The organism is Pseudarthrobacter defluvii, assembly GCF_030816725.1.
GTDB lineage: Bacteria > Actinomycetota > Actinomycetes > Actinomycetales > Micrococcaceae > Arthrobacter > Arthrobacter defluvii_A.
In genome coordinates this window covers 2,679,357-2,694,500 of record NZ_JAUSYG010000001.1, presented here as the reverse complement: position 1 = coordinate 2,694,500, position 15,144 = coordinate 2,679,357, and the positions used below count along the sequence as shown (strand labels likewise).

14 protein-coding genes are annotated in these 15,144 nt (G+C 67.7%); 10 read left to right on the top strand and 4 right to left on the bottom strand.

Annotated elements, in window-relative coordinates; translation table 11 throughout:
- Positions 1-129 precede the first annotated feature (129 nt).
- Positions 130-585, top strand: coding sequence for a (deoxy)nucleoside triphosphate pyrophosphohydrolase (locus QF031_RS12640; protein ID WP_307428488.1), 456 nt, complete (start codon positions 130-132; stop codon positions 583-585).
- A gap of 10 nt (positions 586-595) precedes the next feature.
- On the opposite strand, the gene QF031_RS12635 is transcribed toward QF031_RS12640, so the two are convergent.
- From QF031_RS12635 to QF031_RS12625, 3 genes are all read right to left on the bottom strand, one after another.
- The gene (locus QF031_RS12635) at positions 596-1,729 is read right to left on the bottom strand and encodes an Rv2578c family radical SAM protein (protein ID WP_307428486.1); all 1,134 of its coding nucleotides are present in this window, start codon (positions 1,727-1,729) and stop codon (positions 596-598) included.
- A 78-nt stretch (positions 1,730-1,807) separates the two neighbouring features.
- Positions 1,808-2,464 carry an SIMPL domain-containing protein gene (locus QF031_RS12630; protein WP_307428483.1) on the bottom strand — a complete coding sequence of 219 codons (657 nt, stop codon included), beginning with the start codon at positions 2,462-2,464 and terminating at the stop codon, positions 1,808-1,810.
- Positions 2,464-2,913: a hypothetical protein gene (locus QF031_RS12625; RefSeq protein WP_307428481.1), complete on the bottom strand. Its 450-nt coding sequence runs from the start codon at positions 2,911-2,913 to the stop codon at positions 2,464-2,466. The genes QF031_RS12630 and QF031_RS12625 overlap by 1 nt, the downstream gene beginning before the upstream one ends.
- 200 nt (positions 2,914-3,113) lie before the next feature.
- Between QF031_RS12625 and pheS the strand changes: the two genes are divergently transcribed.
- Positions 3,114-4,175 (top strand): phenylalanine--tRNA ligase subunit alpha, encoded by a 1,062-nt coding sequence (gene pheS / locus QF031_RS12620; RefSeq protein WP_307428479.1) that lies wholly within the window; start codon positions 3,114-3,116, stop codon positions 4,173-4,175.
- Between the two features lie 2 nt (positions 4,176-4,177).
- Positions 4,178-6,721: a phenylalanine--tRNA ligase subunit beta gene (pheT, locus tag QF031_RS12615; RefSeq protein ID WP_307428477.1), complete on the top strand. Its 2,544-nt coding sequence runs from the start codon at positions 4,178-4,180 to the stop codon at positions 6,719-6,721.
- Between the two features lie 79 nt (positions 6,722-6,800).
- Here pheT and QF031_RS12610 read toward each other — a convergent pair whose 3' ends face one another.
- Positions 6,801-7,766: a quinone oxidoreductase family protein gene (locus QF031_RS12610; protein WP_307428474.1), complete on the bottom strand. Its 966-nt coding sequence runs from the start codon at positions 7,764-7,766 to the stop codon at positions 6,801-6,803.
- A 155-nt stretch (positions 7,767-7,921) separates the two neighbouring features.
- Here QF031_RS12610 and argC point away from each other — a divergent pair, with 155 nt between their 5' ends.
- The 7 genes from argC to QF031_RS12575 are packed head-to-tail and all read left to right on the top strand — an operon-like array spanning position 7,922 to position 15,144.
- On the top strand, positions 7,922-8,953 hold the full coding sequence (argC, locus tag QF031_RS12605; RefSeq protein WP_307428469.1) for an N-acetyl-gamma-glutamyl-phosphate reductase: 1,032 nt from the start codon (positions 7,922-7,924) through the stop codon (positions 8,951-8,953).
- Positions 8,950-10,116: a bifunctional glutamate N-acetyltransferase/amino-acid acetyltransferase ArgJ gene (gene argJ / locus QF031_RS12600; protein WP_307428466.1), complete on the top strand. Its 1,167-nt coding sequence runs from the start codon at positions 8,950-8,952 to the stop codon at positions 10,114-10,116. Before argC ends, argJ begins: the two co-directional genes overlap by 4 nt.
- Before the next feature lie 38 nt (positions 10,117-10,154).
- On the top strand, positions 10,155-11,114 hold the full coding sequence (argB, locus tag QF031_RS12595; RefSeq protein ID WP_307428463.1) for an acetylglutamate kinase: 960 nt from the start codon (positions 10,155-10,157) through the stop codon (positions 11,112-11,114).
- A complete protein-coding gene (locus QF031_RS12590) occupies positions 11,111-12,364 on the top strand; it encodes an acetylornithine transaminase (protein ID WP_307428460.1) in 1,254 nt (417 codons plus the stop codon). The genes argB and QF031_RS12590 overlap by 4 nt, the downstream gene beginning before the upstream one ends.
- Positions 12,361-13,362: an ornithine carbamoyltransferase gene (gene argF, locus QF031_RS12585; protein ID WP_307428457.1), complete on the top strand. Its 1,002-nt coding sequence runs from the start codon at positions 12,361-12,363 to the stop codon at positions 13,360-13,362. The genes QF031_RS12590 and argF overlap by 4 nt, the downstream gene beginning before the upstream one ends.
- Entirely contained in the window at positions 13,362-13,892 is a 531-nt protein-coding gene (locus tag QF031_RS12580) for an arginine repressor (protein ID WP_307428454.1), read from the top strand. The genes argF and QF031_RS12580 overlap by 1 nt, the downstream gene beginning before the upstream one ends.
- Positions 13,893-13,938: 46 nt before the next feature.
- Complete coding sequence (locus QF031_RS12575) at positions 13,939-15,144, top strand: argininosuccinate synthase (protein ID WP_214941290.1); 1,206 nt, start codon at positions 13,939-13,941, stop codon at positions 15,142-15,144.

Below are 15,144 nucleotides of genomic sequence, written 5' to 3'. Positions count from 1 at the left end.
CCACGGCAGTGGGGCAGGAAGGTCCGGTCGGTGGGGCAAACCCAGGGTGGGCAGGACGTATTCCCGTGGCTTCCCTGGGGTGCCGCAGGCTGTTCCGGACATTCCCATTGTGGCCCATAGAATGAGCCGGTGACTGGACTGATACAGGTAGTGGGCGGAGCCGTGGTGGACAACCTGGCCCATCCGGCGGCACTCCTGGTGGCGCGGCGGAGCGCTCCCGAGCACCTGGCAGGGTTGTGGGAGTTTCCAGGGGGCAAGGTGGAACCCGGCGAGGAACCCGAAACGGCACTCGTGCGGGAACTGGCTGAGGAACTCGGCATCGCCGTGCGCCTGGGCCCGGAGCTGCCGGCGGAGGAGCCCCAGGGCTGGCCCCTGAATGAACGGGCCAGCATGCGGGTCTGGTTCGCCGAAGTGACCCGCGGCAACGCCCTGCCCCTTGAAGACCACGACGAACTGCGGTGGGTGGACCTGCAGGACCGGGAAGCGGTGCTTGGCCTCCCCTGGATCCCGGCGGACTATCCAATAGTCCGCAGCCTCCTGGACTCCGTAGCGGTGCCGGTGCAGGAGAGCCTGCGGCATGACTGAGTCCGGGACCTCAGAAGAGGGAGTCCTGCACGCCGGGCCGGGATGCCGATGAAGCAGCGGGGGAGCCTCCCGGAACCGCGGCGGGGATGCTGCCGGCCGGGTACTCCGCCTCCTCGACGCGCGGATCGTCCAGGTCCCGCTTGTCCAGGTCGCCGTCTTTCAGGTCCCTGTGGCTGAAGCCTGACGAATACGAAAAACCGTGGCGTGCCTTGAAGTAGCGGACCCTGCCGGCGAGCCACGTCCGGTATTCCTTGGAGGCGTAGGAGCCCGTTCCGTACAGCAGGCGGTAGCGGCCAGCAAGTTCGGGGTGGTTCGTGGCGATCCATTTCATGAACCATTCCCTGGTGCCTGGCTTCAAATACAGCGCACCCGCGCTGACTCCGGTTGCACCCGCGGCCGCCAGCGAGCCGAACAGCGCGTCCAGTGCTTCGTCGCTGTCGGACAGCCACGGCAGGATGGGCATGGCCATGACTCCGCAGGGCAGTCCCGCTTCACGCAGCCGGGACACCAGCCTGAGCCGGGCCCTCGGCCCGGGGGTGCCGGGTTCGATCGTCTCCGACAGGGCTTCATTGGTCATCGCCAGGGAAATGCCGAGCCCTACGGGAACCTGGGCGGCGGCGCTCTTGAGCAGCGAAATGTCCCGCGCCAGCAGGGTTCCCTTGGTGAGGATGGACAGGGGGGTGCCGGACTCGGCCAGGGCGCTGATGATTCCCGGCATGAGCCGGTACCGGCCCTCGGCCCGCTGGTAGGGGTCGGTGTTGGTGCCCAGCGCCACCTGCTGGCGCGTCCAGGAGGCCTTGTTCAGTTCCTTGCGCAGGACCTCCGCCGCATTGACCTTCACTACCACCTGGCTGTCGAAGTCCATGCCGGCGTCGAAATCCAAATAGGTGTGCGTCTTGCGGGCAAAGCAGTAGACGCAGGCGTGGCTGCAGCCCCGGTAGGGATTCACCGTCCATTCGAAAGGCATCTTCGACCCCGCCGGCACCCTGTTGAGCACCGACTTGGCAGTGACCTCGTGAAACGTGATCCCGGCGAACTCAGGCGTGGTGACGGAGCGGACCAGGCCAGCCAGCGGAAGCAGCGGCGGGGCGGCTGCACCAGCGGGGTTGGGCGTGGGCACCAGTGCTTGCGCTTCCCATCTCATGCCTCCATTCGAAAACATGTTCGAATGGAAGTCAAGGCCGCAACGCCCCGGGTGACCCGGTTCCCATTCAACGTCGCCTCAGTGGCGCAGTTCCCATGTGACGGTAACGGCGGCCTCCACCCGGTTCACGCCCGGTTCAACCGGCGGCCCTTCCGTGGCGGATGCCCGCTGCAGCCCGGCAAGCGGGACCGGTATCGGCGCCGGCCGCCCGTCTGTAACAGACAGCACCTGTCCCAGTGCGGCCGAGGCCAACGCGGCGTACTGCCCGGCGGTGCCGAGCGCGTCCTGCCACGCAGCGTCCCTGGCCTGCACCCGGATTGCCGAATCATCCGAGAGGACCAGCTGCAGGCTGTTCAGGCGGGCAGAGTCCCCAGCTGCGCGCACGGCCTCAGAAACGGTAGCCGATGCGCTGCCGAGGTCCCGCAGCCTCACCATGAGGCTGCCCCCGGCCACATAGCCCAGGAGTTTCTGGCCTTCGCCGTCCCGCCAGGCGAGGTCGGCCCGGACGGTCAGGCCTGCGGTACGGAGATCGGCAGGGGCAACGCCGCGGCCATGGAGGACCGAGCCCACAGCAGTCAGCGCTTCTCCGGCCGCCGCATACGCTTCGTGCACCGATCCGGCGCGGCACTCCACGCCCACTGAAACCAGCATCAGGTCCGGAGCGGCTTCGGCCCACCCCGTTCCCGTCACGGTGACCATTCCCGCTTCCACCCGAACGTCCGGGGTCTGGCCCATCACGCCCGCCTTCCTGTGAGGGGGTAACCGCCCGCGGCCAGCCCTGCCCGCCGTTCAAAAATGTTGGCCGTCCCGGGGTTGCCGGTACGCAGCACGGACCAGCCGGCGGCCGCCAGGTACAACGGGATGAACGGCAGCCCCAGGCACCACGCATACTGGCTGCAGTGCCGTTCCTCGTGCCCCAGGAGCGCCGGGCGGGACACCAGTTCCTCGGCCGTGCTGCGGCAAAGCACCACATTGCCCAGGGTGTAGGCGTGGGCAAAAGGCAACCGCCAGCGGTAGCCGGCTGCAAGGATCAAACCGCGCGGCCCCCGGCTGATGCGTGTCCGGGCGGCGAGGGCGACGGCGAGCCCCGCCAGGGTGCTCCCGTTGAGGAGGTTCGCTGCCCGCCTGAGCCGCTGGGCCGCCGTCGGGCCGTCAAGGGAACCCGCGCGCTGCCGCAAAGTCATGAGGCCATGGTAGCCGGAGGGTTCAACTAGACTGGAGGGCAGTGGCCGCCGGTCCTGCCGGCGAGCCCTGACCTGGTCATTGAATGCCGCTGAGGTTCAGCGCATTCATCCATGACCTGCCAGCGACGGACGCGCCGGGCGGGAAACCGCGCACGGCTGCCCGCCTGCCGGCAGCCACGACTCGTAGCTAAGAACAGTAGATGACTGAAACTTTGCCGGGCGCCGCCATTCCGAATCCCACGGATGAGGCCGCCATCAACGCCGCTGTAGACCAGGCCCTCACCGCCATCGCCGGTGCGGCCACCCTTGACGAGCTTAAGGCGGTGCGACTTGCCCACAGCGGCGAGAAGTCCCCGCTCAGCCTTGCCAACCGCGAGATCGGCCGCCTGCCCAAGGACCAGAAGGCGCTCGCCGGAAAGCTGATGGGTGCCTCCCGCGGAAAGGTCAACAAGGCGCTCGCCGAGCGCGCTGAAGTGCTGGAAGCCGAAAACGACGCCCGGATCCTGGTGGAGGAGACCGTTGACGTCACCGCCGCCCCGCGCCGCCGCCGTGCCGGCGCCCGCCACCCGCTTTCCACCCTGCAGGACCGCGTGGCGGACATCTTCGTGGGGATGGGCTGGGAGATCGCGGAGGGCCCCGAGGTGGAATCCGAGTGGTTCAACTTCGATGCCCTGAACTTCAAGCCGGACCACCCTGCCCGCGAAATGCAGGACACGTTCTTCGTGGAGCCGCCCGAAGCCCATCTGCTGATGCGCACCCACACCTCCCCAGTGCAGGTGCGTTCCATGCTGGAGCGCGAGGTGCCCATCTACGTGCTGTGCCCGGGCAAGGTGTTCCGCACCGACGAACTGGATGCCACGCATACCCCGGTGTTCCACCAGTTCGAAGGCCTCGCCATCGACAAGAACCTGAGCATGGCGGACCTGCGCGGCACCCTGGAGCACTTCGCCCGCCAGATGTTCGGCGATGAAGCCCAGATCCGGTTGCGGCCCAACTACTTCCCGTTCACGGAGCCCTCCGCGGAGCTGGACATCTTCCACCCCGGCGCCAAGGGCGGCCCGGCCTGGATCGAGTGGGGCGGCTGCGGCATGGTCAACCCCAACGTCCTGCGCGCCGCAGGCATCGACCCCGAGGTCTATTCAGGTTTTGCCTTCGGCATGGGCATCGAGCGCACCCTCATGTTCCGCAACGAGGTGGGGGACATGCGCGACATGATCGAAGGCGATGTACGGTTCAGCGAGCACTTCGGGATGGAGATCTAACAGTGCGTATCCCACTTTCCTGGCTGCGTGAATTCGCAGCAGTACCGGCCGGAGCAACGGCCGAAGACGTCATGGAAGAACTGGTCAAGGTCGGCTTTGAAGAAGAAGCCGTCCACCGTCCCACGGACACCCTCCAGGGCCCCGTGGTGGTGGGCCAGGTCCTGAGCCTGGTCAAGGAACCGCAGACCAACGGCAAGACCATCAACTGGTGCCAGGTCCGCGTTGTCCCCGAAGGCAAGGAACAGACCCTCATCGGGGACGGCATCGACCCCTCCGGCGTGCAGGGCATCGTTTGCGGAGCCCACAACTTTGTTGAGGGCGACAAGGTTGTGGTCACCCTCCCGGGCGCAGTGCTGCCCGGCGACTTCCGCATCTCCGCGCGGAAGACCTACGGACACCTCTCTGCCGGCATGATCGCCTCCGTCCGCGAACTGGGCATCGGCGAGGACCACGACGGCATCCTGGTACTGTCCCGCATCGGGCTGGACCCGGAAGTGGGCACTGACGCCATGGAGCTGCTGGGCCTCTACGACCAGGCAGCGGAAATCAACGTCACGCCGGACCGCGGCTACGCCTTCTCCATCCGCGGCGTGGCCCGCGAGTACGCGCACGCCACCGGCACAAGCTTCACGGACCCGGCCAGCAAGGTCCAGGCCCCCGCGGAGCTGTCCGGCGGCTACGGCATCAAGCTCAACGACGACGCCCCCATCTACGGCAAGCCCGGCTGCGACCGCTTCGTGGCGCGGACCGTTCGCGGTGTGGATGCCACCCGTCCCACCCCGCCGTGGATGGTTTCCCGGCTCCGGCTGGCTGGCGTCCGCTCCATCTCGCTGCCCGTGGACATCTCCAACTACGTGATGTTTGAGCTGGGCCAGCCCACGCACTGCTACGACCTGGACAAGCTCTCCGGGGACATCGTTGTGCGCCGCGCGTCCGCCGGTGAAAAGATCACCACCCTGGACGGCAAGGAACGCACCCTTGACGCTGAGGACCTGCTCATCACCGACGACTCCGGCGCCATCGGCATCGCAGGCGTCATGGGCGGAGCGGCAACCGAGGTGGGCAATTCGACGTCGAACATCCTGGTGGAGTCCGCGCACTTCGACGAGGTGTCCATTGGGCGTTCACGCCGCCGGCACAAGCTGCCGTCCGAGGCGTCCAAGCGCTTTGAGCGCGGCGTGGACTGGCAGGTGGCGGCCATCGCCGCCCAGCGCGTGGTGGACCTCCTGGTGGAACTCGCCGGGGGTACCGCCGACGAAGCGGGAACAGATGTTGGGACTGCCCCGGAAACCGTCGCCATCGAGCTGCCGGCCGGCTTCGCCGCCGCCCGCATCGGCGTCGATTTCACTGAGGACCAGATTGTCACCTCCCTTGAGGACCTGGGCGCGGCAGTGGTCAAGAACGACGGCGGCTGGACCGTCACGCCGCCGAGCTGGCGCAGCGACCTGGAGACCAAGGAAGACCTGACGGAGGAAATCGCCCGGCTGGTGGGCTACGACAAGATCCCCGCCACGCTTCCGGTGGCCCCTCCCGGCCGCGGGCTCACCCGGGTCCAGCAGCAGCGCCGGCGCCTGATCCAGGCCCTGGCGGACTTCGGCCTCACCGAGGTGCTGGCCTACCCGTTTGTGTCGAAGGCAGCCAACGACACCTTCGGCGTGGCTGAAGAGGGAGGTTCGCGGACCGCCCTCAAGCTGGCCAATCCGATCAGCGAGGAGCACGGCTACCTGCGCACCTCGATCCTGCCGGGGCTGATCGAGGTGGCCAAGCGCAACCACTCGCGGGGCTTCCGTGACCTGGCGCTCTTCGAGTCGGGCCTGGTGTTCCTGCCCGGCGAAAGCGTGGGCACCGCTTCCATCCCGCCGCTGGGCGCCAAGCCTGCAGACGAGGTTCTTGACGCGCTGTTCGACGGCGTCCCGGACCAGCCGTTCCACCTCGCCGCAGTCCTTACCGGACACGATTCGCCGGCCGCCGCTTCGCACACGCCCCGTGCGTGGGACTGGGCCGACGCACTGGATGTTGCCCGCCTTGCCGGCGATGTCCTCGGCGTGGACCTGGTTGTCAGCCAGGGCCACCACCAGGCGTTCCACCCCGGCCGCACCGCCCGGCTTGCCCTTCGTACCGGCGAGACCGTTGGCTACGCGGGTGAACTGCACCCCAAGCTGCTGGCGGCGTCGGACATGCCCGCCCGTTCGGTGGCTCTTGAAATCAACGCCGACGCCCTGTTCGAGGCAGCTCCGGACGTCATCGTGGCCCGCCACATCTCCACGTTCCCGGTGGCCACCCAGGACGTGGCGCTCGTGGTCCCCGCCGACGTGCCGGCAGACGAGGTCCTTGCCGCCCTGCGTGAAGGCGCCGGAGAGCTGCTGGAAGACGTGGCCCTGTTCGACGTTTACGCGGGCAAGGGCATCGAGGACGGCAAGAAGTCGCTGGCCTTCGGGCTCCGCTTCCGGGCCGCCGACCGGACCCTGACCGCTGACGAGGCCTCGGCGGCGCGTGAAGCCGCAGTTGCCCTGGCCGCCGAACGCTTCGGAGCAGTCCAGCGGTAGCTGGGCGCTTCCGGAAGCCAAGAGTCCCCGCAACCTGGAATGGTTGCGGGGACTTTCTTTGTTGGCTGGCGACCCTGCGTCAGGGAACCAGGAGAACCTTCCCCGTGGTCTTGCGGCCCTCGAGGTCGCGGTGCGCCTGCCCGGCCTGGCTGAGCGGGTAGCGCGCACCGATCCGGACCTTCAGGCTGCCGTCGGACGCGGCGGCGAACACCTCGTCCGAGCGCCAGCGCCGCTCCGCCGCGTCCCGCAGGTAGTGGCCCATGGTGGGGCGCGTCAGGAACAGGGAACCCGCGGCGTTGAGGCGCTGGGGGTCGAACGGCGGAACGGGGCCGGAGGCCGCTCCGAACAGCACCAGCATTCCCCGGATCCGCAACGCTGCGAGGGAGCCGTCGAAGGTGTCCTTCCCCACGCCGTCGTAGGCGACGTCCACGCCGGTGCCGCTGGTAATCTCCCTGACCCGCTCCGCAAAGCCGTCGTAGCGCAGCACGTGGTCCGCGCCGGCGTCGAGCGCGAGCTGTTCCTTCCCGTCAGTGGAGACTGTGGTGATGACTTCAGCGCCTCGTGCCTTGAGCAGCTGGATCAGCAGCAGCCCCACACCGCCGGCCCCGGCATGCAGCAGGACCTTGTGGCCGGGCTCCACCTTGAACGTGGAATTCATCAGGTAGTGGGCGGTGACTCCTTGCAAGGGGAGTGCTGCGGCGGTAAAGATGTCCAGCCCCTTCGGCACCGGCAGCGCTGCATCCTCGTCCACCAGTGCGTAATCCGCGTAGCAGTTGATGCCTTCGGCGGTGGCCACCCGGTCACCCACTGCGAAGCCGGTGACGCCTTCGCCCACTGCCTCGACCGTGCCGGCAGCCTCCGAGCCGGGCGTGAAGGGGTATTGGACTTTGTAGGTGCCGCTGCGCTTGTAGGTATCGATGAAGTTGACGCCCGCCGCCCCGACTTTGAACAGGATCTGCCCGGGGCCTGGAACAGGGGGCTCGACCTCTGCGTACTCAAGGACTTCCGGTCCGCCTGCCTGCCGTGCGACGATTGCGTGCGTCATGGCTCTCCTTTCGCGGGTCCCGGCGTCTCCGGCCCCGGCTGCCGAAACCATCCTAGGGACAGCGTGTGCCAGGAGGGCAAGCACCTGCCATAGGCCGGGAAACGGAATGCATAACTATCGGGACCAGTGCATAACTATTGCTGTATAGTCGGAGCATGACTATTTCTGTTGCGGTTTCGGGAGCCAGCGGCTACGCCGGAGGAGAGGTCCTCCGGCTTCTTGCCGGGCATCCCGGAGTGACCATCGGTGCCATCACGGCCCACAGCAACGCCGGTTCGCGCCTGGGTGAGCTGCAGCCGCACCTGCATGGGCTGGCCAGCCGCATCCTTGAAGACACCACCGTGGAAAACCTCTCGGGTCATGACGTTGTCTTCCTCGCCCTGCCGCATGGTGCTTCCGCTGAAATCGCCGCCCAGCTGCCGGAAGGTACTGTGGTCATCGACGCCGGCGCCGACCACCGCCTCGAAGACCCCGCCGCTTGGGAAAAGTTCTACGGCTCCGCCTACGCGGGCACTTGGCCGTACGGACTTCCGGAGCTGCCCGGCCAGCGCGAGGCCCTCAAGGGCGCCAAGCGCATCGCTGTTCCCGGCTGCTACCCAACCTCAGCCCTCCTGGCGCTGACCCCCGGGTTTGCTGCCCACCTGCTGGAGCCCGACGACGTCGTAATCGTTTCCGCGTCCGGCACCTCCGGCGCGGGCAAGGCCGCCAAGGTCAACCTGATCGGCTCCGAGGTCATGGGCTCCATGAGCCCCTACGGTGTGGGTGGCGGGCACCGGCACACTCCGGAAATCGAGCAGGGCCTGTCCAACGCGGCGGGGGAGCAGGTCACCGTATCGTTCACGCCCACCCTTGCCCCGATGAGCCGCGGCATCCTGACCACCGCCACGGCCAAGGTCAAGGCCGGCACCACGGCGGCCGAGTTGCGCCTGGCCTGGGCGGAGGCGTACGAGGATGAGCCGTTCGTCCACCTGCTGCCGGAAGGCCAGTGGCCCACGACCAAATCGGTCCAGAGCTCCAACCATGCCGCCATGCAGCTGGCCTTCGACGCCCACACCGGACGGGTGATCGTCACCTGCGTGATCGACAACCTCACCAAGGGCACTGCCGGCGGCGCCGTGCAGTCCATGAACATTGCACTCGGCCTGCCGGAAACCGCCGGCCTCAACCTGCAGGGAGTAGCCCCGTGACCATCACCGCACCCCAAGGATTCCGCGCTGCCGGCGTCACCGCCGGGCTCAAGGCCTCCGGCAACCCGGACCTCGCCCTGGTCGTCAATGACGGACCGTCCAAGGCCGCCGCCGCCGTCTTCACCAGCAACCGGGTGGCAGCAGCCCCCGTGCACTGGTCCCGCCAGGTGGTCTCCGACGGCCGGGTGGACGCCGTCATCCTCAACTCCGGTGGAGCCAACGCCTGCACCGGCCCCACCGGTTTCCAGAACACCCACAGCACTGCGGAAAAGGTGGCAGAGGTCCTGGGGATCTCCGCTACCGACGTCTTCGTCTGCTCCACCGGGCTGATCGGCGAGCAGCTGCCCATGGACAAGATCCTGCCAGGGGTGGAGGCTGCCGCAGAAGCGCTCAGCACCGACGGCGGACCGGACGCAGGCACCGCCATCATGACCACCGACAGCGTGCCCAAGTCCGCCCTCTTCATCGGTACCGACGCCGACGGCCAGGAGTTCAGCATCGGCGGCATCGCCAAGGGCGCCGGCATGCTGGCACCCGGGCTGGCCACCATGCTGGTGGTGCTCACCACCGACGCCGATGTGCAGCCGGAAATGCTCGACGTCGTCCTGCGCGATGCCACCCGCGTTAGCTTTGACCGCGCAGACTCGGACGGATGCATGTCCACCAACGACACCGTGGTCCTGCTGGCGTCCGCGGCTTCCGGTGCCGTCCCCTCCGCCGAAGCCTTTGGAGCCGGGCTCACCCAAGTCTGCGCCGAGTTGGCCAGGAAGCTGATCGCCGATGCCGAGGGCGCCAGCCACGACATCGCCATCCGGACCTTCAACGCGGCCAGTGAAGCCGACGCCGAGACGGTCAGCCGCTCCGTGGCCCGCTCCAACCTCTTCAAGGCCGCTATCTTCGGCAAGGACCCCAACTGGGGACGTGTGCTCTCCGCCGTGGGCACCACCGACGCCGCCTTCGAGCCGGACAAACTCAACGTGGCCATGAACGGCATCCAGATCTGCCGGAGCGGCAGCATCGGCGATGACCGCAGCCTGGTGGACCTGGAACCCCGCGAGGTCCTGGTGGAGATCGACCTGCAGGCAGGCGACGCCGAGGCCACCATCTGGACGAACGACCTCACCCACGACTACGTCCACGAAAACAGCGCCTACTCCAGCTAGCCAGGGCCCGGGTACCAACCGCTGTGGAAAGTGACTCCATGAACACCCAGACGCGTGAAACCACCACCATGTCCGCCGCGCAGGACAAGGCTGAAACCCTGATCGAGGCCCTGCCCTGGATCCAGCGGTTCGCCGGCAGCATCATGGTGGTCAAGTACGGCGGAAACGCCATGGTCAACGACGACCTCCGGCGCGCCTTCGCCGAGGACATCGTCTTCCTCCACCACGTGGGCATCCACCCCGTTGTGGTCCACGGCGGGGGCCCGCAGATCAACTCCATGCTGGGCCGGCTGGGCATCGAGTCCGAATTCAAGGGCGGCCTCCGGGTCACCACACCAGAGGCCATGGAAGTGGTCCGCATGGTCCTCACCGGGCAGGTGGGCCGCGAACTGGTGGGCCTCATCAACTCCCACGGGCCCTACGCCGTCGGCATGTCCGGGGAAGACGGCGGCCTGCTCCGCGCCGTCCGCACCGGCACCGTGGTGGACGGCGAGGAAGTGGACCTTGGGCTGGTGGGCGAGGTGGTCGGCGTCGACCCCGCCGGCATCATGGACATCCTCGACGCCGGACGCATCCCCGTGATCTCCACCGTCGCCCCGGAGATTGTCGACGGCGGAGAAGGCGTAGCGGGCGCCGTCCGGTTCCAGCCCACCGGCCAGGTCCTGAACGTCAACGCGGATACCGCAGCGGCAGCCGTCGCCTCGGCGCTCGGTGCCACCAAGCTGGTGATCCTGACCGACGTCGAAGGCCTTTACGCCAACTGGCCGGACAAGTCATCCCTGATCTCCTCCATAACGGCCTCCGAACTGCGGGAAATGCTGCCAAGGCTCCAATCCGGCATGATCCCCAAGATGGCCGCCTGCCTGAAGGCCGTTGACGAGGGCGTGGAGCGGGCACACATCGTGGACGGGCGCCTGGCGCACTCCATGCTTCTTGAAACATTTACGACGGCGGGCATCGGCACCCAGGTAGTCCCGGACGAGGAGATCAACGGATGAACACCGTGGAAAAATCATCAGTGAATGAGCTGGTGGAAACCACCGGCCACGCCGGCTCCGAGTGGCTGGCCCGCTACTCTTCTTCGCTGATGAACGTGTTCGGAACGCCGCAGCGCGTCCTGGTCCGCGGCGCCGGTTGCCTGGTGTGGGATGCCGACGGCAAGGAGTACCTGGACCTCCTGGGCGGTATCGCCGTGAACGCGCTGGGCCATGCCCACCCCTTCGTGACGTCGGTCATTGCCAGTCAGCTGGCCACGCTGGGCCACGTCTCCAACTTCTTTACCAGCCCCACCCAGGTGGCGCTGGCCGAAAAACTCCTGGAACTGGCCCATGCCCCGGCGGGCTCCAAGGTGTTCTTCAGCAACTCCGGCACCGAAGCGAACGAGGCCGCTTTCAAATTGGCCCGCCGCAACACCGGGGATGGCCAGATAAAGCGGACCAAAATCATCGCCCTCGAAGGCGCCTTCCACGGCCGGACCATGGGCGCGCTGGCGCTGACCGCCAAGGAGGCCTACCGGACGCCCTTCGAGCCGCTGCCCGGCGGCGTGGTGCACATCCCGTTCGGCGACATCGCCGCGCTGGAGGCAGCCGTGGACGAAACCGTCGCTGCCGTCTTCCTTGAGCCCATCCAGGGCGAGGCCGGCGTCCGGCCGCTGCCGCCGGGCTACCTGAAGGCCGCGCGGGAAGCCACCAGCAAAGCGGGTGCCCTGCTGATCCTGGACGAGGTCCAGACCGGCATCGGCCGGACCGGGAAGTGGTTGGCCAGCGAGGATGCCGGGATTGTTCCCGACGCCATCACCCTGGCCAAGGGACTGGGCGGCGGGTTCCCCATCGGTGCCCTGATCACCTTTGGTGAGGCGGCGTCGTCGTTGTTGTCCGCCGGCCAGCACGGCACTACGTTTGGCGGCAACCCGGTGGCAACGGCCGCCGCCCTCGCCACCCTCCACGCGCTCGAAAGCCAGAATGTGCTCGCCAACGCCGTGGACGTGGGGGAGCACCTGCGCTCGGCGCTGGCTGCAATCCCCGGCGTCACCGAAGTCCGGGGCGAAGGACTGCTCATCGGCTTCGACCTGGACGCTGACGTTGCCCCGGCCGCGGTGCAGGCTGCCCTCGACGCCGGTTTCATCATCAACAGCCCTGGCCCTCGCACCATCCGCCTGGCACCCCCGCTGATCCTCACCACCGCGCAGGCCGACGCCTTCCTGACCGCATTCCCGGCAATCCTCCAAGCAGCAAAGGACGCCCAGTGACAACCGCAACCCGGCACTTCCTCAAGGACACCGACCTCAGCCCCGCCGAACAGGCAGAGGTGCTGGAACTCGCCGCCCGCATGAAGGCCGCCCCCTACAGCGTCCAGCCGTATGCCGCGGAGGGCAGCGGCCGCAAGACCGTGGCCGTCATCTTCGACAAGACCTCCACCCGGACCCGCGTCTCCTTTGCCACCGGGATCGCGGACATGGGCGGCAACGCCCTTATCATCAACCCCGGCGAAGCGCAGATCGGGCACAAGGAATCCGTGGAGGACACCGCCAGGGTGCTCGAACGGATGGTGTCCACCATCGTGTGGCGCACCGGAGCGCACGCCGGCCTGGTGGCCATGGCGGAGAACTCCAGGGTGCCGGTCATCAACGCCCTCTGCGACGACTACCACCCATGCCAGCTCCTGGCGGACCTGCTCGCCGTCAAGGAACACAAGGGCGAACTCAAGGGGCTCACCATGAGCTACCTGGGCGATGCCGCGAACAACATGGCCAACTCCTACATGCTGGCCGGCGTCACGGCCGGCATGCACGTCCGGATCGCCGGACCGGAGGGTTACCTGCCGGCTGCGGAGATCGTGGCGGCCGCCGAGGAGCGTGCGGCGGAAACCGGCGGCTCCGTGCTCATCACCGCTGATGCCAGGGAAGCCCTGAAGGGCGCCGACGTCGTGGCCACCGACACCTGGGTCTCCATGGGACAGGAAGCCGAGAAGGAAGCCCGGCTGCAGCTGTTCCGGGACTACTCCGTGGACTCGGGCGCCATGGCACTGGCTGCGGATGACGCCGTCGTACTGCACTGCCTGCCTGCCTACCGCGGCTACGAGATCTCGGCGGACGTCATCGACGGCCCGCAGTCCATCGTCTGGGACGAGGCGGAAAACCGCCTGCATGCCCAGAAGGCGCTGATGGCCTGGCTGATGCACCGCTCCGGGCTGGCTTTCGTTGACGGCCTTTCGCCGGTGGAAGGCACCGGAGAGAGCACGTTCTAGTGTCCGCGCAGCCGTCCTCCCCGGGCACCAGCCCGGCCACCAAGACCGCCCGGCAGGCGCGCATCACGGCCATCCTCACCGGGCAGTCCGTGCGTTCCCAGGCGGAGCTTGCGGCGCTGCTGGCGGACGACGGCGTGCAGGTCACCCAGGCCACCCTGTCCCGGGACCTCGTGGAACTGGGCGCCGTCCGAGTCCGCGGCAAGGAAGGCGTGCTGGTGTACGCCGTCCCTGGTGAAGGCGGCGAACGAGCGGCGAAGAGCGGGGTGACGCAGGAAATCCTGGACGCGCGGCTGGCCCGGCTGTGCAGCGAACTGCTGGTTACGGCGGAAGCCTCCGCCAACATCGCCGTCCTGCGGACCCCGCCGGGAGCCGCCAACTTCCTGGCCCTGGCCATCGACCACTCGGTGATGCCGTCCATCCTGGGCACCATCGCCGGTGACGATACCGTCCTGCTGGTCTCCCGCGACCCGCTGGGCGGCCCGGACCTCGCCGCCCGCTTCCTGCAGCTGGCCGAGGAAGCCGGGCAATAAGCTTGAAGACAAACAATCAACCAAACCCCAACAAGGAGCATTTAAAGTGACTGAACGCATTGTGCTGGCCTACTCCGGCGGCCTGGACACGTCCGTCGCCATCGGCTGGATCGGTGAAGCCACCGGTGCCGAGGTCATCGCCGTGGCGGTGGACGTCGGACAGGGCGGCGAATCGCTGGAAACCATCCGCCAGCGCGCCTTGGGCTGCGGCGCCGTGGAGGCCTACGTGGCCGACGCATCGGACGAGTTCGCCAACGAATACTGCGTCCCCACGCTGAAGGCCAACGCCCTCTACCAGGGCCACTACCCGCTGGTCTCCGCCATCTCCCGCCCGGTCATCGTCAAGCACCTGGTGAAGGCAGCCCGCGAATTCGGCGCCACCACCGTGGCCCACGGCTGCACCGGTAAGGGCAACGACCAGGTCCGCTTCGAAGTGGGCATCCAGACCCTGGGCCCGGACCTGAAGTGCATCGCACCGGTCCGCGACCTCGCCCTGACCCGCGACAAGGCCATCGCCTTCGCCGAGGAAAAGGGACTGCCCATCGAGACCACCAAGAAGAACCCGTACTCCATTGACCAGAACGTCTGGGGACGCGCCGTGGAAACCGGCTACCTCGAGGACATCTGGAACGCCCCCACCAAGGACATCTACGACTACACCGCCACCCCGGAGTTCCCGCCGGCACCGGATGAGGTCACCATCTCCTTCGAAGCCGGCGTGCCGGTCGCGATCGACGGCGTCAAGGTCACCCCGCTGCAGGCCATCAAGGAACTGAACCGCCGCGCCGGTGCCCAGGGCGTGGGCCGCATCGACGTCGTCGAGGACCGCCTGGTGGGCATCAAGTCCCGCGAAATCTACGAGGCCCCCGGCGCCATGGCGCTGATCACCGCCCACAAGCACCTCGAGGACATCACCGTCGAGCGCGAGCAGGCCCGCTTCAAGGCAACGGTTGGCCAGCGCTGGGCCGAGCTGGTCTACGACGGCCAGTGGTTCTCCCCGCTGAAGCGCTCCCTGGACGCCTTCATCGAGGACACCCAGAAGTACGTCACCGGCGACATCCGCATGACCCTGCACGGCGGCCAGGCCATCGTCAACGGACGCCGCTCCGACACCTCGCTGTACGACTTCTCGCTGGCCACCTACGACACCGGTGACACCTTCGACCAGTCCCAGGCCAAGGGCTTCATCGAGCTGTGGGGCATGTCCGCCAAGGTCGCCTCCGGCCGCGACATCCGCGTCGCAGGGAAGTAG